Here is a 20,965-nt window from a genome sequence, read left to right as displayed (position 1 = left end):
CGGTTCAGGATTTCATTGCACGGCAAGGTTCGCCTGCCTAAACGCACAGCCACCTTTCAGGACGCATAAGGGTCACCTTGCTTCTCTCTCCCTTCGAATGGACCATTGCCAAGCGCTACCTGCTTCCGGGCAGGAGCGAGGCATTCATCGCGCTTGTTGCGGGCATCTCGATCACCGTTGTGATGCTTTCGGTCGCCATGCTGGTGATCGTTATGAGCGTCATGAACGGTTTCCGCGCCGAGCTGCTCGACAAGATCGTGGGGCTGAACGGCCATGCGATCGTGCAGGCCTATGGCGGCCGGCTCGACGACTGGGAAACGATCCTCGAGGACGTCAAGCAGACGCCGGGCGTGGTCGCGGCCAGCCCGTTGATCGAGCAGCCGCTGCTCACCAGCTTCAACGGCCGCGTCGAGGCGATCCTCGTGCGCGGCAATACGGCGCAAGACATTCGCGACCTTGGCGACAAGGTGGTGAGCGGCAGTATCGACGCGCTCCAGCCCGGGGCGAGCAAGGTCGCGATCGGCGTCCGGCTCGCCGAAAACATCGGCGCGCGGGTCGGCGATACGATCACGATCATCAACCCGCAGGGCCGGTCCACTCCGTTCGGCACCGTGCCGCGCCAGATCGGTTACGAGGTTGCGGCGATCTTCGAGGTCGGCGTCTACGATTACGACGGCGCCTTCGTGGTCATGCCGATGCAGGACGCGCAGACGCTGCTGCTGATCGGCGACGCGGTCCAGATGATCGAAGTCCAGGTGGCCGATCCAGACGAGGTGGGCGAGATCCTCGAGCCGGTCCAGCGTGCGGTGCAGGGCAAGGCCGTGGTCGCCGACTGGAAGACCATCAACTCCTCGCTGTTCGAGGCGCTTCAGGTGGAGCGTGCGGCGATGGCCTTCGCCTTGAGTTTCATGGTGTTGGTGGCTGCTTTCAACATCCTGTCGAGCCTCGTCATGCTGGTCCGCGCAAAGACCCGCGACATCGCGATCATGCGCACCATGGGGGCGACACGCAGGAGCTTGATGAAGATTTTCGTCACCACCGGGTTCACCGTCGGCGCGATCGGCACAGTTGCGGGCCTGATCCTCGGCTTCATCGTCCTGACCTTCCGCCAGCAGATCACCGATGCCATCGGCTGGCTGACCGGCGTCGAACTGTGGGACCCCCAGATGCGCTTCCTCACGACGCTGCCGTCTAAGACCGATCCGGTGGAAGTCGCGATGATCGTCGGCCTCGCGCTCGTGATGAGTTTCCTCGCCACGCTCTACCCCGCCTGGAAGGCGGCGAGTACCGATCCCGTGCAGGTGCTTCGTTATGAATAGTTCCGGCGTGCAACCAGTGGTCGAGTTGAAGGGCCTCACCCGCAGCTTCGAGCAGGGCGGGGTGCGGATCGACGTGCTGCGCGGCATCGATCTTGCGATCCGCCCGGGCGAGATCGTCGCGCTGCTCGGCCCCTCGGGCTCGGGCAAGTCGACCCTGTTGCAGGCGGTCGGCCTGCTCGAAGGCGGTTTCGGTGGTGAGATCGTCATCGCCGGCCAATCGGCCGAAAAATCGGATTCGCATGCCCGCACGCTGCTGCGGCGCGAGCATCTCGGCTTCGTCTACCAGTTCCACCACCTGCTGCCCGATTTCGATGCGGTCGAGAATGTCGTGCTGCCGCAGCTGGTCGCCGGAACCGCGCGCGAGGCGGCCGAGGCGCGGGCGCGCGAACTGCTGACGGCACTCGGCCTCGGCCACCGGCTCGACCACCGGCCGAGCCAGCTGTCGGGCGGCGAGCAGCAGCGGGTCGCGGTCGCCCGCGGTCTCGCCAACCGGCCGGCGCTGGTGCTGGCGGACGAGCCCACCGGCAATCTCGACGAGGCGACCAGCGACAAGGTGCTGGGCGAGTTCCTTGCACTCGTCCGCAACGAGGGCAGCGCGGCACTGATCGCGACGCATAACGAGCGGCTCGCCCAGCGGATGGACCGGGTGGTCCGCCTGCACGAGGGGCATCTCGAATAGCGGACCCGGACGGCGCTTCGCTCGTTGGTCATGCAAATAGGAGAATTCGCATGACCGACCATCCCAGCACCTACCGCGCCGACGATTGCCACCGTGAAGGCATCCAGTGGGACGACCGCGCCAGCCTCCACCGCGAGGGCGATGGCGATGGCCTGCTCGACGGGGCGAAAGGGCTGCGCCAGGGTACCTTCGCCGGCCTTATCAGCCACATCATGCTGATGGCGCCCGAGGAGCGCGGTCAGTACTACATCGAAAAGGCGGGCGATCGCGAATATCACGCGGAAGAGATCGCCAGCCTCGCCGCGCGGGACGATTTTCCGGGGTGAGACAGTCCGCGCCGCGTCCGGCCATCCCCGTGTCTGCTTGAAGGGTAACAAGCCCGCGCTTGTGCGCGCGACCTATCGCGTGCAGGAGCATGCGAGGGTATGCCAGCAAGGTGACAGGGCCCGATTCCCTGCATGCCTGCCGGACAACCGCTTCGATCTTCTTTCCCGCCGCAAGGACCGCCAGTGCCATGACTACGATCGCCGATTTCACGGTCTCGACCAACAAGGGGGAGGCGCTCGACCTGAAGGACAAGCTCGGCAAGGTCCTGCTGGTGGTCAACACGGCGAGCAAATGCGGCTTCACCCCGCAGTATGACGGGCTGGAGGAGCTGTTTCAGGACTACGGGGACAAGGGCTTCGAGGTCCTCGCCTTTCCCTGCAACCAGTTCGGCAACCAGGAGCCGGGCGATGCGGAGGAGATCGAGCAGTTCTGCAAGGTCAATTTCGGCTTGACCTTCCCGCTGATGGCCAAGGTCGACGTCAACGGCCCCGACGCCAGCCCGCTGTTCGACTGGATGAAGGACGAAAAGCCCGGCCTGATGGGCTCGAAGGCAATCAAATGGAACTTCACCAAATTCCTGATCGATCGCGAGGGCAATGTGGTGAAGCGTTATGGCCCGGCCGATGCGCCCAAGAGCATCGCGAAGGACATCGAGAAGCTGCTGTAGGCAGATGATCGACCCGTTCCGGCCGGACCTCGACTGGCTCGGGGCATGGATCACGGGGCGTGCGCTCGCGCGCGGACTGCCCATGCCCTTCCTCGATCGCGGCGGCTGGCGGGCGGAGGTGGGTACCGGCGGCGAGCACCGCCGCTGGCTTTTCGATCGCGTGACCCCGGAGCTGGTCGAGCTTGCTCACGAAATTTCCGAGCCGGGCAATAACCTACGGGTCTTCTGCGAGAACGACGAATTGCAGGCAGCATTGCCCCGGGGATGGGAGGTCGGCGCGCCGTCCCATGCGATGGTTGCGACCTCCGCCCAGCCGCTAGGAGCCTTAGCGGACGGGTTCAGGCTCGAATCCCGTATCGGACGGCATAGCGCCCACGTCGCCGTGCTTACGCTCGATGGAGAGCTGGCCGCGTCGGGACATGCGGGCATCGGCTGGGACGCCTTCGTATACGACAGGATCGTCACCTGGCCGCAGTTCGGCCGCCGCGGGCTCGGGACCGCTGTCATGCATGCCCTCGGTGAAGCACTCCCCGCTCCGGATATGCCGCAACTTCTGATGGCGACCGGGCCCGGGCGCGCGCTCTATGAAACGCTGGGATGGACGGTGGTCAGCCCGTATGCGAGTGCATCCCTCAGGGTCTGAGCTTTTCCGTGTGCAGGTTGCGCGAAGTGCTGTAACCGCGGCCGCAGCCCAACCGAAAGCCCCGCCATGCTTGCAGATTTCAACCAGTGGTTCCTCTCGCTCGGCGCCGAATATGGCGTGAATCCGTATATCTTCGGCGGGATCTACGTCGGCGCGATCCCCTTCTTCCTGCTGTCGATCGGCTGGCTGGTGAAGCGGGCGAGGGCGGGCCAGTCGACGGTGCTGCCGACGATGCTGGCGGGGTTTTTCTTCGTCTCGGCCTATCTCTATCTCGCCATTGCGGGGCGGAACATTCCGGTGTGGGTGTGGATATTCCTCGGCGTGCTGGTGGTCTACGGTGCTTACTCGACGATCCGCGACACGCGCCGCAAGATCCGCGAGGGGCGCGAGGCCTGACTTCTCCACCGCTTGTGGAGAAAAGCCGGGGCTGCGGCCCTTCCGAATCCGGCGGAAATTCCTAATCTGTCGGGATGCCTTTCAAGCCCTTCGTCCCCTTCCGCGTGCTGTCCGCCTATTCGATGCTCGAAGGGGCGATCGATCCCAAGGCGATGGCCAAGCTGGCGAAGGAGCGGGGCTTTCCCGCGATCGCGATTGCAGACCGCAACGGGCTCTACGGGGCGGTCATGTTCGCCAATGCCTGCAAGGCCGAAGGTGTGCAGCCGATCATCGGCACGCTGTTGGGCGTCGCACGCGATGCCGAAGGGAAGCAGGTCGATTACCTGCCGCTCTATGCGCAGGACGAGGCGGGTTACGATAATCTCTGCCATCTCGTCTCGAAGGCGCATCTCGACCGGCCGCTCGAATTCGAACCGCATGTGCGGCTGGAGAATCTCGAGGGCCGTACCGCGGGTCTGATCGCGCTGACCGGGGCCAGCGAGGGCGCGGTCACCCGGCTTCTCGCCGAAGGGCAACAGAGCCATGGCGAGGCCATGCTCGACCGGTTGCAGGCGCTGTTCCCGAACCGGCTCTATATCGAGCTTGCGCGGCGCGGCAACGAGGTCGAAGAGCGGGCCGAGAATGCGCTGATCGATCTCGCCTATGCGCGGGACCTGCCGCTGATCGCCACCAATCCGGCCAATTTCGCCGAGCCGCATATGCACAAGGCGCATGACGCCATGCTGTGCATCGCCGGGTCGACCCATGTCGAGGCCGAGGACCGCGCGCATTCCAATCCGGAAAGCTACGTCAAGACCTACCACATGATGGACGAGACCTTCGCCGACCTGCCCGAGGCGGTGGAGAACACGCTCGTCCTTGCCAGACGCTGCGCCTATGCGCCGCCCTATCGCAAGCCGATCCTGCCCAGCCTCGCGGGCGACCTCGAGGGCGAGGCGCGGATGCTGGAGGAGGATGCGCGCAAGGGGCTGGAAGCGCGACTCGAACCCTATGGCGAGATGCCGGAGGACGAGCGCCAGGTCTATTTCGACCGGCTCAAGTTCGAAGTCGACATCATCAACCAGATGGGCTTCCCCGGCTACTTCCTGATCGTTGCCGACTTCATCAAATGGGCCAAGGATCACGATATTCCGGTGGGGCCGGGCCGTGGTTCGGGCGCGGGCAGCCTCGTCGCATGGGCGCTGACGATCACCGACCTCGACCCCATAAAGCTCGGCCTGCTGTTCGAACGCTTCCTCAACCCCGAACGCGTGTCGATGCCCGACTTCGATATCGACTTCTGCGAAACGCGGCGGGGCGAGGTGATCCGCTATGTCCAGCAGAAATACGGGCACGATCACGTCGCGCAGATCATCACCTTCGGCAAGCTGAAGGCCCGCGCGGTGCTGCGCGATACGGGCCGCATCCTGCAGATGAGCTACGGCCACGTAGATCGCCTCTGCAAGATGGTACCCAACCATCCGACTGATCCCTGGACCCTGCCGCGCGCGCTCAACGGCGCGGCGGATTTCAGGCGCGAGTACGACGACGACAACGAGGTGAAGCGCCTCGTCGACCTGGCGATGCAGCTGGAAGGCTTCCCGCGCAACAGCTCGACCCACGCGGCGGGCGTGGTGATCGGCGACCGGCCGCTGGCGCAGCTGGTGCCGCTCTATCGCGATCCGCGTTCCGACATGCCGGTGACGCAATACGACATGAAGAATGTTGAAAGCAGCGGCCTCGTCAAGTTCGACTTCCTCGGATTGAAGACCCTCTCGGTGCTCAAGAAGGCGACCGACCTGCTCAAGAAGCGCGAGATCGCCATCGACCTGTCGACGCTCCCGCTCGACGATTCCAAGGTCTACGAGCTGATGAAGAGCGGCAACACGGTGGGCGTGTTCCAGCTGGAATCGGAAGGCATGCGCCGCACGCTGACGGCGGTGAAGCCGACCAATTTCGGCGACATCATCGCGCTCGTCTCGCTCTATCGTCCGGGCCCGATGGACAACATCCCGCTTTTCGGCAAGCGCAAGGCAGGCGAGGTGCCGATCGAGTATCCGCACCCCAAGCTCGAGGGCATCCTTGCCGAGACCTACGGGATCTTCGTCTACCAGGAACAGGTCATGCAGGCCGCGCAGATCCTCGCCGGATACTCGCTTGGCGACGCCGACCTCCTGCGCCGCGCGATGGGCAAGAAGGTTCAGGCCGAAATGGACGCCCAGCGCCAGCGTTTCGTCGACGGCTGCAAGGACGTCTCGGGGATCGACAAGGCTGAGGCGAATGCGCTGTTCGACTTGATCGACAAGTTCGCCGGCTACGGCTTCAACAAGTCGCACGCCGCCGCCTACGCGTTGCTCGCCTACCAGACGGCCTGGCTCAAGGCGCATTACCCGGAGGAATTCTTCGCCGCCTCCATGTGCTTCGACATGCACCAGTCGGAGAAGCTGGCGGTGTTCGTCGACGATGCGCGGCGCGGCGGGATCAAAGTGCTGCCGCCTTCGCTCAACCATTCCGAGGCCGAATACACGGTCGAGCAGACCGACGACGGCTATGCCGTGCGCTATGCGCTGGCGGGCATCCGCAATGTCGGCGAGCGGGCGATGGAAGCCATCGTCCACGAACGCGAGGCGAGCGGCAAATTCGAAAGCCTGCAGGACCTGTTCGAACGCCTGCCCAAGGGCGCGATGAACTCGCGCCAGCTGGAAGCACTGGCCAGCGCCGGCGCGCTCGACGAGTTCGAGCCCAACCGCGCGAAGGTCTTCGCCAATGCCGACATGCTGCTCGCCGTGGCAGATGCTGCCGAGCGCGAGCGCTCCAGCGGGCAGGCGGCGCTGTTCGGCGGCGAGGATTCGCCGAGCGAGGACACTTTGCGGCTCAAGGAGGTCGAGCCCTGGCCGCGCGCTGAGCAGATGGCGCGCGAGAAGGAGAACTTCGGCTTCTATTTCGCGGAGCACCCGGTCGAGGCGTGGCGTACCGTCGCATCGGCGCAGGGCGCGCGCAGCTATGGCTCGCTGATGGCGGGCGGGGCGCCCCCCGGCGGGCGCGCGGGTGCGGTCATGGCGGCCATGGTTGAGAAGGCGAGCAAGGGCACGACCAAGCGCGGCAAGCCTTTCATCCGCGCCGATTTCTCCGACAGTTCGGGCCAGTTCAGCGCCGCCTGCTTCGAAGAGAGCATGGTCGACAGGTTCCTCGAATGGGCAGAGAACCAGACCTGCGTGAAGCTCGATGTCGAGCTCGACAGTCCGAGCCCCGACGAACCGCCGCGCATCACGGTGCGCGGGGCGGTGCCGCTGGAGGCGGTTAAGGGCAGCATGGCGATGGTGCTGACGCTCGAAGCCAGCAGCGTCGATGCGGTCACCGAACTGGCGATGGCGTTGCAGGCGAAGGGGCCCGGCGGCGACGAAGCCGTCGTCACCTTGCTGACCGGCGATCCCCATCCGCCGGTCATGCGGCTCGGCCACGCATTTTCCATCGATGGGGAGCTCGCTGAACGCTTGGCAAGCGTGCCGGGTCTTGCCAAGGTGCAACTGACCGCGCGACGGGGGAAGGCAAACCTGCGCCTCGTCGCCTGATCTGGGCTTGAGAGGAGAGGTTATGGCACTGGGCGCGATGCAGGACTGGAGCATGCGGATCTCGCATGTGATCGACCACGCGGCACGCGAGGCTCCGCACCGTGAGATCGTCACCCGCTGGGCGGACGGCGGCGAGACGCGCACCGACTGGGCGGGCATCCACCGCGACGCGAAGAAGATGAGCCAGGCGCTGCTCGCGCTGGGCCTCGAGAAGGGCGACAAGGTCGCCAGCCTCGCCATGAACCACTCGCGCCACCTCGTCAGCTGGTTCGGCGTGGCGGGCATGGGCGGCGTGCTGCATACCTGCAACCCGCGCCTGTTCGACGAGCAGCTCGAATATATCGTCGGCCATGCCGAGGATAAGGTGATGCTCTACGACGCGGCCTTCCAGCCGATCGTCGACCGGATGCGCGACAAGTGGCTGACGGTCGAACATTACATCTGCTTCGATTCGGGCGAGCACAGCCAGAGCTTCGAGGACTGGATCGGCGCGCAGGACGGCGAGTTCGACTGGGTCACCGGCGACGAGCGCGATCCGTGCATGATCTGCTACACCAGCGGCACCACGGGCAATCCCAAGGGCGTGCAGTACGAACACCGCTCGACCCTGCTGCATGCGGTGTCGGGCCTTCAGCCGAGCACCTTCAACTTCAGCGCCTCCTCGGTCATGCTGCCGGTGGTGCCGATGTTCCACGCGGCGAGCTGGGGTCTGCCCTATGCGGGCGCGATGGCGGGCATCAAGTTCGTCTTCAGCGCGGTCAATGACCCTGCGGTGCTCGACGAGCTGATGAAGCGCGAAGGCGTGACCGACAGCGCGGGCGTTCCGACCGTCTGGCTGGCGCATTTCCAGTATTGCGACGCCAACGGGCTCGAACTGCCCAAGCTGCGCGCCGCCACCATCGGCGGGTCGGCCGCGCCGCGCTTCATGATCGAACGGCTGATGAAGAACGGCACCCGCGTCCAGCATGCCTGGGGCATGACCGAAACCAGCCCCATCGGCACGGTCGGCGGGCCGACGGCGGACTGGGACCAGCTCACTTTCGAACAGAAGGTCGAGAAGACCATGAAGCAGGGCCGCCCGATTTTCGGCGTTGAGCTGCGCACGGTCGATCTCGACGACCCGACCAAGGTCCTGCCGCGCGACGGCGAAGCCTCGGGCGCCTTGCATAGCCGCGGGCCGTGGGTGCTCAAGCGCTATTTCAAGGCGGAGGAAGACGCGCTCACCGCGGACGGCTGGTTCGACACCGGCGACGTCGCCACGATCCACCCGGACGGCACGATGCAGATCACCGACCGCACCAAGGACGTGATCAAGTCCGGCGGCGAATGGATCAGCTCGGTCGAGCTCGAGAACGCGGCGGTCGGCCATCCGGCGGTGGCCGAGGCGGCCTGCATCGGCATGTTCCACCCCAAGTGGGACGAGCGCCCGGTGCTGTTCGTGGTGAAGAAGGAAGGCGCGGATTGCACGGCGGAAGACGTGGTCGAGTTCCTGTCCGACAAGGTGGCCAAGTGGTGGCTGCCCGATGCGGTCGAGTTTGTCGACGATATCCCGCACACCGCGACCGGAAAGATCAGCAAGAAGGATTTGCGCGACCGTTTCGCGGACTACCAGCTTGCCTGACGCGATAGTGAGGCCTGCCGTGCCGGGGGACGCCCCGGCGGTGCAGGCGATCTATGCCTTCCACGTCGCGCATTCGACCGCGACCTTCGATACCGAAGCACCCGACGCGGCGTTCTGGGCGGAGAAGATCGCGCATGTTGCGGCGCGGGGCTGGCCGTTCCTCGTGATCGAGGTGGACGGCGCGGTGCGTGGCTATGCCTATGCGACGCAGTTCCGCGACCGTGCCGCCTATGCCCATACCTGCGAGGACAGCATCTACATCGCCGATGTGGCGCGCGGACAGGGCCTCGGCACACAGCTGCTCGCGGCGCTGGTGGATGCCGCGCGAGCAAGTGGCTTCGAACAGATGATCGGCGTAATCGGCGGCGGAGAGCCGGCTTCGGTCGCGCTGCACGCGCGGTTGGGCTTCGTCCATGCTGGCCGGATGCGCGATGTCGGGATGAAATTCGGCCGGCGGCTCGATACAGTTTACATGCAGCTTTCCCTCCTTAGGTAAGGCAGCAATTCAATCCCGAAATCCCGAGGAGCTCGTCCATGTCCCGACTGCGTTCTTTGTCCCTGATGGCCCCGCTCGCCCTGATTGCCTGCGCGCAGGCGGCCTCCGCTAGCACGATCGACGTGGTGAAGACCCCCTGGTGCGGTTGTTGCAGCGCGTGGATCGAACGGATGCAGGCCGCCGGCTTCACCCTGAGCGTGCGCGATGTCGAGGACACGACCCCCATCGCCGAAGCCGCCGGCGTTCCCGCCAACCTGCGCAGCTGCCACACTGCCACGGTGGAGGGCTACGCGATCGAGGGCCACGTCCCGGCGGAGGATATCCGCCGACTGCTGGAAGAAAGACCCGATGCCGTCGGCCTCAGCGTGCCCGGCATGCCCATCGGCTCGCCCGGCATGGAGGCCAAGGGACGCAGCGATACCTACCAGACGGTCTTGATCATGCGTGACGGGAAGCACAAGGTCTGGGCGACACACCAAGGGACCGCGACCGCGCACCAGCATTGATCGCGGTCCGGCAGGGAGGGATGCCATGACCAGTTTCATCGATCCGAGCCGCGCGAATTTCGAAGCCTTCAAGGCCCTGCCGCGCGACGAGCCGATCCACATGCTCAACCTACTGCTCTACCGCGAGGAGGCCGCCTATCCCGAAGGCCACGAGCATGCGGGAAAGGGCTGGAGCGGGCGGCGCGCCTATCAGGAATACGGCAAGACCAGCGGCCCGATCTTCCAGCGCGTCGGCGGCTCGATCGTCTGGCGCGGCGCGTTCCAGACCATGGTCACCGGGCCCGACGACAAGCGCTGGCACGACGGCTTCGTGGCGCAATATCCGAACAGCGCGGCGTTCTTCGCAATGATCAAGGACCCGGACTACCAGCTCGCCGTGGTCAACCGTACCGCCGCCCTGGTCGATAGCCGCCTGATTTGCTTCAAGCCGGGTGAAGCGGGGGAGGGGTTCTAGCCTCCCCGAAACGGGGAGGGGGACCACGAAGTGGTGGAGGGGCACAAGCCATGATCACCGGCCCGCGCGAAACGATCAAACGTGCCCGCAAGCTGCGCAGCGAGATGTCGAAGCCCGAGCGCGTGCTCTGGTCGCATCTTCGCATTCGTCCCGATGGCCTCAAGTTCCGCCGCCAGCATCCGGCCGGCCCCTATATTCTTGACTTCTATTGCGCCTCGCTCCGTCTCGCGATCGAAGTGGATGGATGGGTACATGACAACCCCGAAACGATCGCGCGCGACCAGTGGCGGTCGGAGTTTCTCCGCTCGCAAGGGATTGCGACCACCCGTATTCCGGCCAAGGCGATTCTCGAGGATGTGGAGGCGGTGTCGGTCAGGCTCGGGCAGATTTGTACTGAGCGAAAAGCTGCAATCGGGAACAGCTGAGCGTGCCCCTCCACCGCCTTCGGCGGTTCCCCTCCCCGTGCCGGGGAGGCTAGAGGAGCCGCAATTGTCCGCCCACCGCGGGCGGCCTGAACTGCGTGCAGTCGAGCTCGAACTTCGCCTTGCCGATGCCGGCGCGCTTGCAGGCGAGGCGGAAGCGGGCGCGGAAGAGGTCGGCCCAGACGCCGGTGGGCCTCAGACGGCTGAAGAAGTTGGGGTCGTTGTCCTTGCCGCTCCGGATCGAGCGGACGATGGACATGACCTTGTCCCCGCGCTCGGGGTAGTGGACCGAGAGCCATTCGCGAAACAGCGGCGCGACCTCGTGCGGCAGGCGCAGCGGGATCCAGCCGACGCTGTCCACTCCGACCGCCGCCGCGCGCTGGACGATCTCTTCCATGAACTCGTCGGTGATGGCGGGGATGACCGGCGCGACCGAGCAGTGGCTCGGCACGCCTGCCTCGACCAGTTTCTGCAAGGCAGCGAGTCGCTTGGCCGGCGATGCTGCACGCGGTTCGAGCTTGCCCGAGAGCTTGGGATCGAGGCTAGTGACCGAGATCGCCACCGCCACCAGCCGCCGCTCCGCCATTGCGGTGAGCAGGTCGAGATCGTCCACCACCCGGTCGGACTTGGTGGTGATCGTCACCGGATGGCGCGCGTCGAGGCAGACTTCCAGCACGGACCGCGTGATGCGGTAAGTCCGCTCGATCGGCTGATAGGGATCGGTATTGGTCCCCATGGCGATCGGCTTGGGGCGGTACTTCGGCTTGGCCAGCGTCGCGCGAAGCAGTTCTGCCGCATTTGGCTTCGCAAAGAGCCGAGTCTCGAAATCGAGCCCGGGCGAGAGGTCGTGATAGGCATGGGTGGGCCGCGCGAAGCAATAGACGCAGCCATGCTCGCAGCCGCGATAGGCGTTGATCGAACGGTCGAAGAAGATGTCGGGCGACTGATTGAAGCTTAGGATCGTCTTCGGTCGCTCCTCGGTCACATGCGTGCGCAGTTTTACGGGAGGGCCGTCAAGCTGCTCCATGTAGTCGCGCCAGTCGCCATCCGCTTCACGCGTGGCGAGGCCGAAGCGCGTCGGCACCTGCGCCGACTGCGCTCCGCGGCCATCGAAAGAGGGTTCGAGTCGGCGTTCCATGCATGAGAACATACACGGAACATATGTCCGGTGACAGGGGTTATCGCTCGCGCAGGCGGGGCATCAGCTCGACGAAGTTGCAGGGCCGGTTGCGGCCGTCGAGCTGCTCGGCGAGGATCATGTCCCAGCCATCTTTCACCGCGCCGTTCGAGCCGGGGAGGGCAAAGATATAGGTCCCCCGCGCCAGCACGGCGCAGGCGCGGCTCTGGATGGTGCTGGTGCCGATGGTCCTGTAGCTGAGCCAGCGGAACAGCTCGCCGAAGCCGGGGATGTCCTTGCTCTTGACCCGGTCCAGCGCCTCGGGCGTCACGTCGCGTCCTGTCAGGCCCGTGCCGCCGGTGGTGATGACGCAGTCGATCGCCTCGTCGTCGATCCAGCGGTGAAGGTGCGCGGCGATCTCTTCCACGCTGTCGCGGCTGATCTCGCGCGCCGCCAGTTGGTGCCCGGCCCCCTCGATCCGCGCGGCGAGGATGTCGCCAGACGTGTCGTCCGCGAGAGAGCGGCTGTCCGAGATTGTCAGCAGCGCGATGCGGATCGGCTTGACGGCGCGGCTTTCGTCGATCGCCATGTCAGTTGGCTTTCGGGAACCGCGGCCAGTCGTTCTCGGCCAGGTCGATCCGGCTCGGGGCGGGCGCATTCGCCTGGCGCAGGTACATCCAGTAGTTCCGCATCACGATGGCGACATAGCTGCGCGTCTCCCAATAGGGCAGCGATTCCATATAGAGCAGCGGATCGTCCTGATCGCGGACCTCGCTCTCCCAGCGGCTGATCGGGGTCGGCCCGGCGTTGTACGCGGCCATGACCTTGGGCAGCTTGCCTTGCGTGTACCCGGCCGATGCCAGCGCCTCCAGCGTCCGCTGCCCGAAGGCGAGGTTGACCGCCGGATCCTTCAGGTCCGCGCCTGCGCTCATGTTGATCGAAGAGGCATATTCGCGCCGCGTGATCGGCATGATCTGCATGAGACCGATCGCACCCGCGGGACTGACGACGCCCTCGCGGAAGTTCGATTCCTGCAAGGCATGGGCGAAGGCGAGGGCGGGGTCGACGCGCCAGCCGCCGATGGGCTGGCGGAAGGTGACCGGATATTTGAGGCTGGGATGCGCCGCGGACCGCGCCGGCGCATTGTAGGCCATGAAGTTCTGCGTGCCGGTGAGACCGAGCGCGCGGGCGAGCTTGCCGAGCGCCTCGAAATCGCGGCTGTCGCCGGTACGGACCAGCCAGCGCAGCACCTCGTCTGCCTCCGCGCGCTGGCCGATTTCGGTGAGCATGACCGCCAGCCGCACCGCCTCGTCCCGGCTGATCCGGCGCCAGTCGCCCTCGGTCAGGTCGGGGGTGGTGTGGGTGTCCGGCAGCGGGCGACCCATCTGTTCGTGGGCGATCATGCCGTAGAGCGTGTCGGGAAACCGCGCCGCGCCGCGCAACTGCTCGGCGGCATCTTCCGGCTGGCGACACCGGACCAGCGCGCGGCTGGCCCAGTAATGGGCGGCACTCGAAAGTTCCGGATTGGTCGCACCGGCGGCGCTGCGGCGGAACGCCTGGGCGGCCTTCTCGCAATCGCCGAGGCGCCATGCCGCGAGGCCGGCGGCCCACTCGCCTTCCGCGACCCATGCACCGCTGCCCCCGTCGCGCACGGTGTCGGCTATCGCCCAGGCCTGCGCGTCGCGGTTCTCGATGTAGTAGCTCCATGCCACGCGCTGCCGCCACTCGGCCCGTGCCGCAGAGGACAGCGTCGCATCGACCCCGTCCAGCAGCAGGCGGGCACCATCGGGGTCGTCGTTCTTGATCCGATCGAGGATCGCCGAACTGACCGAGGACGGCATAGTCCCGTCATTGATGGCCGCCGGCAGGGTGCGCCGGGTGATGCCGGGCTGGCGGACGAGCCGTTGTTCGCCCGGCAGGTCGAAATTGCCTTCGAGCCCGCGCGTCTCGCCGAGCCGTACCATTGCGGCGGCATAGGGCAGGTCTTCGTATTTGCGCAGCCAGGCCTCGATCCGGCCCAGCTCGATCCGCGGACTGTTGGCGTGGAGGTAATAGCTGGCGATGGCCGCGCCGTGCAGCGGCCCGTCCTCGCGCTCGCCGAGCATCACCTCGACGCGGTCCCAGTTTTCGGACTGGATGGCCTCGTAGAAGGAGCCGTACCACGCGCGATCGTCGCTCGAGAGCAGTTGCGGCAGCGCCTGCGCGTGCGAGCGGGTGAAGTATTCGACACTGCTCTGCTGCGCCGCCAGCGGCGTGGCGAGCGAGGCGGCGGTAAGGGCGAAAATCAGTCTGGGGGTCATGCGGTCCATTCGAGCCAGCGGTGCCAGAGCCGTTCGCGCCGGGCGGCGCTGCGGGCGATCTGGGAGAAATCGGGAGTGGCGAGCAGGGGTATCGGCTTGTCGCCACAGTCGAGGACGAGGGGGTCGCGTGCTTTCTCGGGCGGGATACCGAACAGCGCCAATTGCGCCCGTCCGATGGCGAGCACGCGTTGCGGCGCGGCAAGGCCGATGTGATGACGCGTCAGGTCATCGAGGCTCCGGGCGGCGAGGGTGGCCCACTCCGGCAGCGCCATCGGGGCGGGCAGCACGCTGGCGAGATAGACCTCGTGCATGCCGATCCCCATCGCCTGCAACATCGCTTCGAGCAGCCGTCCGGCGCCGCCCGTCAGCAGGCCTTCGCCATCGTCGGGTTCCGCCTGCGGGACGAGGACGAGCAGCTTGGCCCCGGCGGCCCCACGTGGCGGCGCGCGCCGGTCGAGCGCGCCGTCCGCCAGCGATGGCTCGGTCATCCACCATTCGCGAAATTTTTCGAGGCTGTCGGGCCAGCCAGCGCGGTCGCCACCGAACGGCGGTCCGCTGTCCTGCTCCAGCGCGCGCGAAAGCGGCGTCGGCCTGGGCGGTGCGACCGGCGGCGGCGGTGGGGCAGCCGCTACGGCATTCTTGTCCTCTGGCTCTGCCAGCCAGCTCGTCGGTTCGTCGGAAAAGTCGTGGTCGACACCCGCCTCGCGCCACCAGTCGATCGCGCCTTCGAGGCCTGCCAATGCGTCGAAATCGCGCGGATCGTGGGTATCGGACTGCATCATCGGCTGGGTCCGGGTCTTGACCTCTAACGCCCCAGCAATCAAGGCATCGAACGCAAGTTTAGCGACGAAAAGAGAGAGACATGAGCGAACGCGAATCCATGCCCTGCGACGTCGTCATCATCGGCGGCGGCGTGGCCGGCCTCGCCGCGGCGATCCGGTTGAAGCAGATCAACGGCGACCTCGAGGTCGTGCTGCTCGAAAAGGGCAGCGAGATCGGCGCGCATATCCTCTCCGGCGCGGTGGTCGACCCCAAGGCGCTCGACGAGCTGCTGCCCGAATGGCGCGACATGGGCTGCCCGATGGCGGAAACGCCGGTGGGCGAGGACCTGTTCTATACGATCAGCGAAACCGGTGCCTCCGCGCTGCCGCATATGATGTTCCCGCCCTTCATGTCGAACGAAGGGTGCTATACCGGTTCGCTCGGCAACCTCTGCCGCTGGCTGGCCGAACAGGCCGAAGGGCTGGGGGTGATGGTCTTTCCCGGCTTCCCCGCGGCCGAAGTGCTGTTCGACGAGAATGGCGCGGTGCGCGGCGTGGCGACGCAGGACATGGGCGTCGCGGCGGACGGTTCGCACAAGGGCGATTACCAGCCGGGCATGGAAATCCTCGCCAAGTATACGCTCTTCGCGGAGGGTGCCCGCGGCAACCTCACCAAGCAGATGAAAGCCAAGTTCGACCTCGAGGCGGACTGCCAGCCGCAGGTCTATGGCCTCGGCGTCAAAGAATTGTGGGACATCGACCCAGCGCTGCACGAACCGGGCAAGATCGTCCACACGCAGGGCTGGCCGCTGAACGAAAGCGGCAGCCACGGCGGCGGCTTCCTCTACCACCAGGCGAACGGGCAGGTCGCCCTCGGCCTCGTCACTTGGCTCGACTACTCCAATCCCTACGTCAGCCCGTTCCAGGAATTCCAGCGCTGGAAACACCATCCGCTGATCGCCGAGGTGCTCAAGGGCGGCAAGCGCGTGGCCTATGGCGCGCGCGCGATCAACGACGGCGGCTGGCAGAGCGTGCCCAAGCTCGCTTTCCCGGGCGGCGCGCTGATCGGCTGCGCCGCAGGCTTCGTCAACGTGCCGCGCATCAAGGGCAGCCACACCGCGATGAAGAGCGGCATGTTGGCCGCCGAAAGCGTCGCGGCGGCCGTCGCTGCGGGGCATGAGCACACCGAGCTGATGGATTACGACGCCGCGCTGCGCGACAGCTGGATCGCCAAGGAGTTGAAGCAGGTCCAGAACGCGCTGCCCGCGATCGAGCGCTTCGGCGACGATATCGGTGCGCTGCTGGGCGGCATCGACATGTGGATGCGATTCCTCAAGATCGGCCTGCCGATCAGCATGAAGCACCACCGCGATTGCGACGCGCTCAACCGTGCGGATCTCTATCAGCCGATCGCCTATCCGAAGCCCGACGGGGTGCTCAGCTTCGACCGTCTGACCAGCGTCAGCTTCAGCTACACGAACCATGCCGAGGACCAGCCGGTCCACTTGCAGGTCAAGGACATGGAGCTGCAGAAGGATAGCGAGCTGGGGGTCTTCGCAGGCCCTTCTACACGCTATTGCCCGGCCGGCGTCTACGAGTGGCTGGTCGATGAGAATACCGGCGAGCCGAAGTACCAGATTAACTCGCAGAACTGTGTCCACTGCAAGACTTGTGATATCAAGGACCCGAACCAGAACATCAACTGGGTCACGCCCGAAGGCGGCGGCGGGCCGAACTATCCGAATATGTGATGGCGTTCCTTGAGCCTTGAGATACGCCCGCTCTCAACGACAGAGAGGGCGGCGATAACCTCGAATTTGGCGGAAGCTGCCCGGGCGGCGGACTGTGGTTTGCCGCTCAAGCTTCAGGACGTTCAATCCTTATACGACCTTGCTTTGAGCGAGAGAGATCGAAGGAACGAGCTGCTTGCTTCGTTTGGTGTGGCATTTGGTGAGCTGTTTATTTCTCTCGGTGACTATGAGTGGGTTCATGTTACGGATGAGTATGGTCGCGAACTATCGATCGCAGTGATAGGAACCGACACTGTTTGCCATCCAATCAGTATGATCGATAAGCGCCTCGAGCGTGGAGAAACGGTCGATATCGAGTGGCTGCGAGAAGCGACAATTAGCCACATGCAGAGACTCTGCGGGTGAAAATGCAAGTAACCGCCTACGCCAAGATCAACCTTGCGCTGCATGTTCGCAGGCGGCGTGAGGACGGGTATCACGAACTCGAAACGCTTTTCGCCTTCGTCGATGCGGGGGATGTGCTGAGCGCCAGCAGCGCCGCGCAGGACAGCGTGCAGGTGGTTGGCGAGTTCGCGGGCGGGCTGGACGATCCGTTCGACAATCTCGTCGCGAAGGCGCTTGGCAAGCTGCCGCGGGCAGAGGGGCTTGCGATCACGCTCGAGAAGAACCTGCCCGTGGCGGCTGGTCTTGGTGGCGGTTCGGCGGACGCCGGGGCTGTGTTCCGCATCGTCCGCGAGCGCCATGGCCTGCCCGAGGATTGGCATGCGCGCGCCACTGCTCTGGGCGCGGATGTCCCTGCCTGCGTCGAGAGCCGCACCTGCATCGGGCGCGGGACGGGGACCGAGCTCGAACCGGCCGACAATTGTCTCGCGGGCACGCCCGTGCTGCTGGTCAATCCGCGCGTCCCGCTTTCGACCGGGCCGGTGTTCAAGGCCTGGGACGGCGTCGATCGCGGCACCATGTCCGAAGGCGATGCGCGCACCATCGCGCTTGAAGGCCGCAACGACCTCGAAGTGCCTGCCATCGAACTCTGCCCGGCAATCGCCGAGGTCCTCGCCGCGATGCGCGGAACTTCGCCGTTTCTCGCCCGTATGTCAGGTTCGGGCGCGACGTGTTTCGCGCTGTTCGATGACGTAACAGCGCGGGACGAGGCCGCGGCTCGCATGGCCGCCGACCGGCCCGGCTGGTGGCAGATGCGAGGGAAGCTGAGATGATCGACGGTCTTCCGTACCGCCAGGTTGGTATGGACTCGATGCGCCCCGGCGGGCTGGTCTGCGTGGCGGATCATGCCTCCAACCATGTGCCCGCAGGCATAGACCTCGGCATCGATCGCGCTTTGCTGGACGATCACATAGCGGTCGATATCGGTGTGGAGGGGATCGCGGACCGCCTTGCCCGCCGTCACAACATCCCTGCGCATATCGCAACCGTCAGCCGCCTCGTCTGCGACTTCCACCGCAAGGAAGACGAGCCGGGCGTGGTTCCGACGGAAAGCGACGGCCACCTGATCCCCGGCAACATCGGTGCCGACATCGAAAAGCGGCTCGATCTCTATCACCGCCCCTACCACGCCGCGCTGGCGAAGTTCATCGCTGCGGCGAAACCCCGGATGATCATCGCGCTGCACAGCTTCACGCCGAAACTGGCAAGCGGCGGCGCGGACCGTCCGTGGGAGGTCGCGCTGCTCTACAACCAGGACGATCGCGCGGCGCAGCACGCCATGCGCCTGTTTCGCCAGCAGGGTCTGACCGTCGGTGACAACGAGCCCTATTCGGGCAAGCAGCTCAACGCCACGATGGACCGCCATGCGGAAGCCGCTGGCATTCCCTATTGCACGGTCGAGATCAGGCAGGACCAGATCGCCAACGAAGCCGGACAGGCCCGCTGGGCGCTGATGCTGGCCGACGTGCTGGGGCGCGTTGCGCTCGAAGTTTGAGCGGGTCCAAGCAAAAGCTGTTTCGCACGACGGCTCGATTCGCCTAACCCAGTCCCTCCGCTCATCCTGAGCCTATCGAAGGATAGCCACCTCGGCACCTGACCCTTCGACAGGCTCAGGGTGAGCGGGTATGAGTTCCGTTCAGCAATCGAGATCAGCCATGCCCGCCTACCGCTCCCGCACCACTACCCATGGCCGCAACATGGCCGGCGCCCGCGGCTTGTGGCGCGCGACGGGGATGAAGGACGGCGATTTCGGCAAGCCGATCATCGCGGTTGTGAACAGCTTTACCCAGTTTGTCCCCGGACATGTCCACTTGAAGGACCTCGGCCAATTGGTTGCGCGCGAGATTGAGGCGGCGGGCGGCGTGGCCAAGGAATTCAACACCATCGCGGTCGATGACGGGATCGCGATGGGGCACGACGGGATGCTCTATTCGCTCCCCAGCCGCGACCTCATCGCCGACAGCGTCGAATACATGGTCAACGCCCATTGCGCCGATGCGATGGTCTGCATCTCCAATTGCGACAAGATCACCCCCGGGATGCTGATGGCGGCGATGCGGCTGAATATCCCTGCGGTGTTCGTCAGCGGCGGGCCGATGGAAGCGGGCAAGGTCGTGGTGAAGGGCAAAGAGGTCGCGCTCGACCTCGTCGATGCCATGGTCGCTGCCGCCGACGAGGCCTATACCGACGAGGAAGTGACCGCGATCGAGCAGAACGCCTGCCCGACCTGCGGATCGTGCAGCGGCATGTTCACCGCCAATTCGATGAACTGCCTGACCGAGGCGCTGGGTCTGTCGCTGCCCGGCAATGGCTCGACCCTGGCGACCCATGCCGACCGCAAGCAATTGTTCGAACGGGCCGGGCGGCTCGTGGTGACGCTGGCGAAGCGGTATTACGAGGAAGAGGACGAGAGCGTCCTGCCGCGCTCGATCGCGAGCTTCGAGGCGTTCGAGAACGCGATGAGCCTCGACATCGCGATGGGCGGGTCGACCAACACCGTGCTCCATTTGCTCGCCGCCGCGCATGAGGCGGGGGTCGATTTCACCATGCAGGACATCGACCGCTTGAGCCGCAAGGTGCCGTGCCTGAGCAAGGTCGCCCCGGCCAAGAGCGACGTCCACATGGAGGACGTTCACCGCGCGGGCGGGATCATGGCGATCCTCGGCGAGCTGGAAAAGGCCGGCCTGCTCCACACCGCGCTGCCGACCGTGCACAGCCCGACGATGGGCGATGCGCTCGACGATTGGGATATCGGCCGCACGCAGAACAACAAGGTGCGCGAGTTCTTCTCCGCCGCGCCGGGCGGGGTGCCGACGCAGACCGCCTTCAGCCAGTCGCGCCGTTGGGAGATCCTCGATCTCGACCGCGAGACCGGCGTCATACGCAGCGCCGAGCATGCCTTCAGCAAGGACGGCGGCCTTGCGGTGCTCTACGGCAATATCGCGCGTGACGGCTGTATCGTGAAGACCGCCGGGGTGGATGAGAGCATCCTGAACTTCTCGGGCCCGGCCAAGGTCTACGAGAGCCAGGACGATGCGGTGACCGCAATCCTCACCGGCCAGGTCGTCGAGGGCGACGTCGTGGTGATCCGCTACGAAGGTCCGCGCGGCGGGCCGGGCATGCAGGAGATGCTCTACCCGACGAGTTACCTCAAATCGAAGGGCCTCGGCGCGGCTTGCGCGCTGCTGACCGACGGCCGCTTTTCGGGCGGGACCTCCGGCCTCTCCATCGGTCACGTATCGCCGGAGGCTGCGGAGGGTGGCGAGATCGGGCTGGTCGAGAATGGCGACAGGATCGAAATCTCGATCCCCGATCGCACGATCAACCTTGCCGTTTCCGACGAGGTGCTGGCCGAGCGCCGCGCAGCGCAGGATGCGAAGGGCTGGCGCCCGGCGCAGACGCGCGAACGCCGCGTCTCGCCGGCACTCGAAGCCTATGCGGCGATGACCACCTCTGCTGCACGCGGCGCGATCCGGGACGTTTCGCAGATCAGGCGCGACTGAGACTTGCCCCC

21 protein-coding genes are annotated in these 20,965 nt (G+C 65.7%); 17 read left to right on the top strand and 4 right to left on the bottom strand.

Annotated features, from left to right (window positions below):
- Window positions 1–77: 77 nt before the first annotated feature.
- From K3172_RS10345 to K3172_RS10290, 12 genes are all read left to right on the top strand, one after another.
- A complete protein-coding gene (locus K3172_RS10345; protein WP_221589756.1) occupies window positions 78–1,319 on the top strand; it encodes a lipoprotein-releasing ABC transporter permease subunit in 1,242 nt (413 codons plus the stop codon).
- Window positions 1,312–1,998, top strand: a complete 687-nt coding sequence (locus K3172_RS10340; protein WP_221589754.1) for an ABC transporter ATP-binding protein — start codon at window positions 1,312–1,314, stop codon at window positions 1,996–1,998. The genes K3172_RS10345 and K3172_RS10340 overlap by 8 nt, the downstream gene beginning before the upstream one ends.
- Before the next feature lie 50 nt (window positions 1,999–2,048).
- Window positions 2,049–2,324 (top strand): hypothetical protein, encoded by a 276-nt coding sequence (locus K3172_RS10335; protein WP_221589751.1) that lies wholly within the window; start codon window positions 2,049–2,051, stop codon window positions 2,322–2,324.
- Between the two features lie 188 nt (window positions 2,325–2,512).
- The gene (locus K3172_RS10330) at window positions 2,513–2,992 is read left to right on the top strand and encodes a glutathione peroxidase (protein ID WP_221589749.1); all 480 of its coding nucleotides are present in this window, start codon (window positions 2,513–2,515) and stop codon (window positions 2,990–2,992) included.
- Window positions 2,993–2,996: 4 nt separating this feature from the next.
- Window positions 2,997–3,635 carry a GNAT family N-acetyltransferase gene (locus K3172_RS10325; RefSeq protein WP_221589747.1) on the top strand — a complete coding sequence of 213 codons (639 nt, stop codon included), beginning with the start codon at window positions 2,997–2,999 and terminating at the stop codon, window positions 3,633–3,635.
- 66 nt (window positions 3,636–3,701) lie between these two features.
- Window positions 3,702–4,031 (top strand): hypothetical protein, encoded by a 330-nt coding sequence (locus tag K3172_RS10320; RefSeq protein ID WP_221589745.1) that lies wholly within the window; start codon window positions 3,702–3,704, stop codon window positions 4,029–4,031.
- Between the two features lie 74 nt (window positions 4,032–4,105).
- Window positions 4,106–7,582 (top strand): DNA polymerase III subunit alpha, encoded by a 3,477-nt coding sequence (gene dnaE, locus K3172_RS10315; RefSeq protein ID WP_221589743.1) that lies wholly within the window; start codon window positions 4,106–4,108, stop codon window positions 7,580–7,582.
- Window positions 7,583–7,604: 22 nt separating this feature from the next.
- On the top strand, window positions 7,605–9,203 hold the full coding sequence (locus tag K3172_RS10310; RefSeq protein WP_247718135.1) for a long-chain fatty acid--CoA ligase: 1,599 nt from the start codon (window positions 7,605–7,607) through the stop codon (window positions 9,201–9,203).
- Window positions 9,196–9,699, top strand: a complete 504-nt coding sequence (locus K3172_RS10305; protein ID WP_247718134.1) for a GNAT family N-acetyltransferase — start codon at window positions 9,196–9,198, stop codon at window positions 9,697–9,699. Before K3172_RS10310 ends, K3172_RS10305 begins: the two co-directional genes overlap by 8 nt.
- A gap of 38 nt (window positions 9,700–9,737) precedes the next feature.
- Window positions 9,738–10,205, top strand: a complete 468-nt coding sequence (locus K3172_RS10300; RefSeq protein WP_221589739.1) for a DUF411 domain-containing protein — start codon at window positions 9,738–9,740, stop codon at window positions 10,203–10,205.
- 25 nt (window positions 10,206–10,230) lie between these two features.
- A complete protein-coding gene (locus K3172_RS10295) occupies window positions 10,231–10,659 on the top strand; it encodes a DUF1330 domain-containing protein (RefSeq protein WP_221589737.1) in 429 nt (142 codons plus the stop codon).
- A gap of 50 nt (window positions 10,660–10,709) precedes the next feature.
- Window positions 10,710–11,084 (top strand): endonuclease domain-containing protein, encoded by a 375-nt coding sequence (locus tag K3172_RS10290; protein ID WP_221589735.1) that lies wholly within the window; start codon window positions 10,710–10,712, stop codon window positions 11,082–11,084.
- A gap of 49 nt (window positions 11,085–11,133) precedes the next feature.
- Here the strand turns inward: K3172_RS10290 and K3172_RS10285 are convergent, their stop codons facing one another.
- Genes K3172_RS10285 through K3172_RS10270 form a run of 4 tightly spaced genes read right to left on the bottom strand, consistent with a single transcriptional unit; the run spans window position 11,134 to window position 15,280 of the window.
- Complete coding sequence (locus tag K3172_RS10285) at window positions 11,134–12,219, bottom strand: PA0069 family radical SAM protein (protein WP_247718133.1); 1,086 nt, start codon at window positions 12,217–12,219, stop codon at window positions 11,134–11,136.
- A gap of 40 nt (window positions 12,220–12,259) precedes the next feature.
- Complete coding sequence (gene moaB, locus K3172_RS10280; protein ID WP_221589732.1) at window positions 12,260–12,787, bottom strand: molybdenum cofactor biosynthesis protein B; 528 nt, start codon at window positions 12,785–12,787, stop codon at window positions 12,260–12,262.
- A gap of 1 nt (window position 12,788) precedes the next feature.
- A complete protein-coding gene (locus K3172_RS10275) occupies window positions 12,789–14,498 on the bottom strand; it encodes a lytic transglycosylase domain-containing protein (RefSeq protein WP_345725641.1) in 1,710 nt (569 codons plus the stop codon).
- The gene (locus K3172_RS10270; protein ID WP_221589728.1) at window positions 14,495–15,280 is read right to left on the bottom strand and encodes a uracil-DNA glycosylase family protein; all 786 of its coding nucleotides are present in this window, start codon (window positions 15,278–15,280) and stop codon (window positions 14,495–14,497) included. The genes K3172_RS10275 and K3172_RS10270 overlap by 4 nt, the downstream gene beginning before the upstream one ends.
- A gap of 80 nt (window positions 15,281–15,360) precedes the next feature.
- Between K3172_RS10270 and K3172_RS10265 the strand changes: the two genes are divergently transcribed.
- The 5 genes from K3172_RS10265 (at window position 15,361) to ilvD (ending at window position 20,954) form a co-directional block, all read left to right on the top strand.
- Window positions 15,361–17,010 carry an electron transfer flavoprotein-ubiquinone oxidoreductase gene (locus tag K3172_RS10265; protein ID WP_221589726.1) on the top strand — a complete coding sequence of 550 codons (1,650 nt, stop codon included), beginning with the start codon at window positions 15,361–15,363 and terminating at the stop codon, window positions 17,008–17,010.
- A 66-nt stretch (window positions 17,011–17,076) separates the two neighbouring features.
- Window positions 17,077–17,415 (top strand): DUF3806 domain-containing protein, encoded by a 339-nt coding sequence (locus K3172_RS10260; RefSeq protein WP_221589724.1) that lies wholly within the window; start codon window positions 17,077–17,079, stop codon window positions 17,413–17,415.
- Window positions 17,416–17,417: 2 nt separating this feature from the next.
- Window positions 17,418–18,224, top strand: coding sequence for a 4-(cytidine 5'-diphospho)-2-C-methyl-D-erythritol kinase (locus tag K3172_RS10255; protein WP_221591106.1), 807 nt, complete (start codon window positions 17,418–17,420; stop codon window positions 18,222–18,224).
- Window positions 18,221–18,946 carry an N-formylglutamate amidohydrolase gene (locus tag K3172_RS10250; RefSeq protein WP_221589722.1) on the top strand — a complete coding sequence of 242 codons (726 nt, stop codon included), beginning with the start codon at window positions 18,221–18,223 and terminating at the stop codon, window positions 18,944–18,946. Before K3172_RS10255 ends, K3172_RS10250 begins: the two co-directional genes overlap by 4 nt.
- 160 nt (window positions 18,947–19,106) lie before the next feature.
- The gene (gene ilvD / locus K3172_RS10245) at window positions 19,107–20,954 is read left to right on the top strand and encodes a dihydroxy-acid dehydratase (protein ID WP_221589720.1); all 1,848 of its coding nucleotides are present in this window, start codon (window positions 19,107–19,109) and stop codon (window positions 20,952–20,954) included.
- The last annotated feature ends 11 nt before the right edge of the window (window positions 20,955–20,965 follow it).

Source organism: Qipengyuania proteolytica, assembly GCF_019711565.1.
Classification (GTDB): domain Bacteria; phylum Pseudomonadota; class Alphaproteobacteria; order Sphingomonadales; family Sphingomonadaceae; genus Qipengyuania; species Qipengyuania proteolytica.
The sequence above is the reverse complement of the archived record's forward strand: the minus strand, read 5'-3'. Positions and strand labels throughout refer to the sequence as shown.

What these genes read in the sequence shown, in the direction of transcription:
- K3172_RS10340 (WP_221589754.1), top strand. Translation starts at nt 1,312, where the DNA reads ATGAATAGTTCCGGCGTGCAACCAGTGGTCGAGTTGAAGGGCCTCACC.
- K3172_RS10265 (WP_221589726.1), top strand. Translation starts at nt 15,361, where the DNA reads ATGAGCGAACGCGAATCCATGCCCTGCGACGTCGTCATCATCGGCGGC.
- ilvD (WP_221589720.1), top strand. Translation starts at nt 19,107, where the DNA reads ATGCCCGCCTACCGCTCCCGCACCACTACCCATGGCCGCAACATGGCC.
- K3172_RS10270 (WP_221589728.1), bottom strand. Translation starts at nt 15,280, where the DNA reads ATGATGCAGTCCGATACCCACGATCCGCGCGATTTCGACGCATTGGCA.
- K3172_RS10295 (WP_221589737.1), top strand. Translation starts at nt 10,231, where the DNA reads ATGACCAGTTTCATCGATCCGAGCCGCGCGAATTTCGAAGCCTTCAAG.
- K3172_RS10300 (WP_221589739.1), top strand. Translation starts at nt 9,738, where the DNA reads ATGTCCCGACTGCGTTCTTTGTCCCTGATGGCCCCGCTCGCCCTGATT.
- K3172_RS10330 (WP_221589749.1), top strand. Translation starts at nt 2,513, where the DNA reads ATGACTACGATCGCCGATTTCACGGTCTCGACCAACAAGGGGGAGGCG.
- K3172_RS10275 (WP_345725641.1), bottom strand. Translation starts at nt 14,498, where the DNA reads ATGACCCCCAGACTGATTTTCGCCCTTACCGCCGCCTCGCTCGCCACG.
- K3172_RS10335 (WP_221589751.1), top strand. Translation starts at nt 2,049, where the DNA reads ATGACCGACCATCCCAGCACCTACCGCGCCGACGATTGCCACCGTGAA.
- K3172_RS10325 (WP_221589747.1), top strand. Translation starts at nt 2,997, where the DNA reads ATGATCGACCCGTTCCGGCCGGACCTCGACTGGCTCGGGGCATGGATC.
- K3172_RS10320 (WP_221589745.1), top strand. Translation starts at nt 3,702, where the DNA reads ATGCTTGCAGATTTCAACCAGTGGTTCCTCTCGCTCGGCGCCGAATAT.
- moaB (WP_221589732.1), bottom strand. Translation starts at nt 12,787, where the DNA reads ATGGCGATCGACGAAAGCCGCGCCGTCAAGCCGATCCGCATCGCGCTG.
- K3172_RS10250 (WP_221589722.1), top strand. Translation starts at nt 18,221, where the DNA reads ATGATCGACGGTCTTCCGTACCGCCAGGTTGGTATGGACTCGATGCGC.
- K3172_RS10285 (WP_247718133.1), bottom strand. Translation starts at nt 12,219, where the DNA reads ATGGAACGCCGACTCGAACCCTCTTTCGATGGCCGCGGAGCGCAGTCG.
- K3172_RS10255 (WP_221591106.1), top strand. Translation starts at nt 17,418, where the DNA reads ATGCAAGTAACCGCCTACGCCAAGATCAACCTTGCGCTGCATGTTCGC.
- K3172_RS10310 (WP_247718135.1), top strand. Translation starts at nt 7,605, where the DNA reads ATGGCACTGGGCGCGATGCAGGACTGGAGCATGCGGATCTCGCATGTG.
- K3172_RS10290 (WP_221589735.1), top strand. Translation starts at nt 10,710, where the DNA reads ATGATCACCGGCCCGCGCGAAACGATCAAACGTGCCCGCAAGCTGCGC.
- dnaE (WP_221589743.1), top strand. Translation starts at nt 4,106, where the DNA reads ATGCCTTTCAAGCCCTTCGTCCCCTTCCGCGTGCTGTCCGCCTATTCG.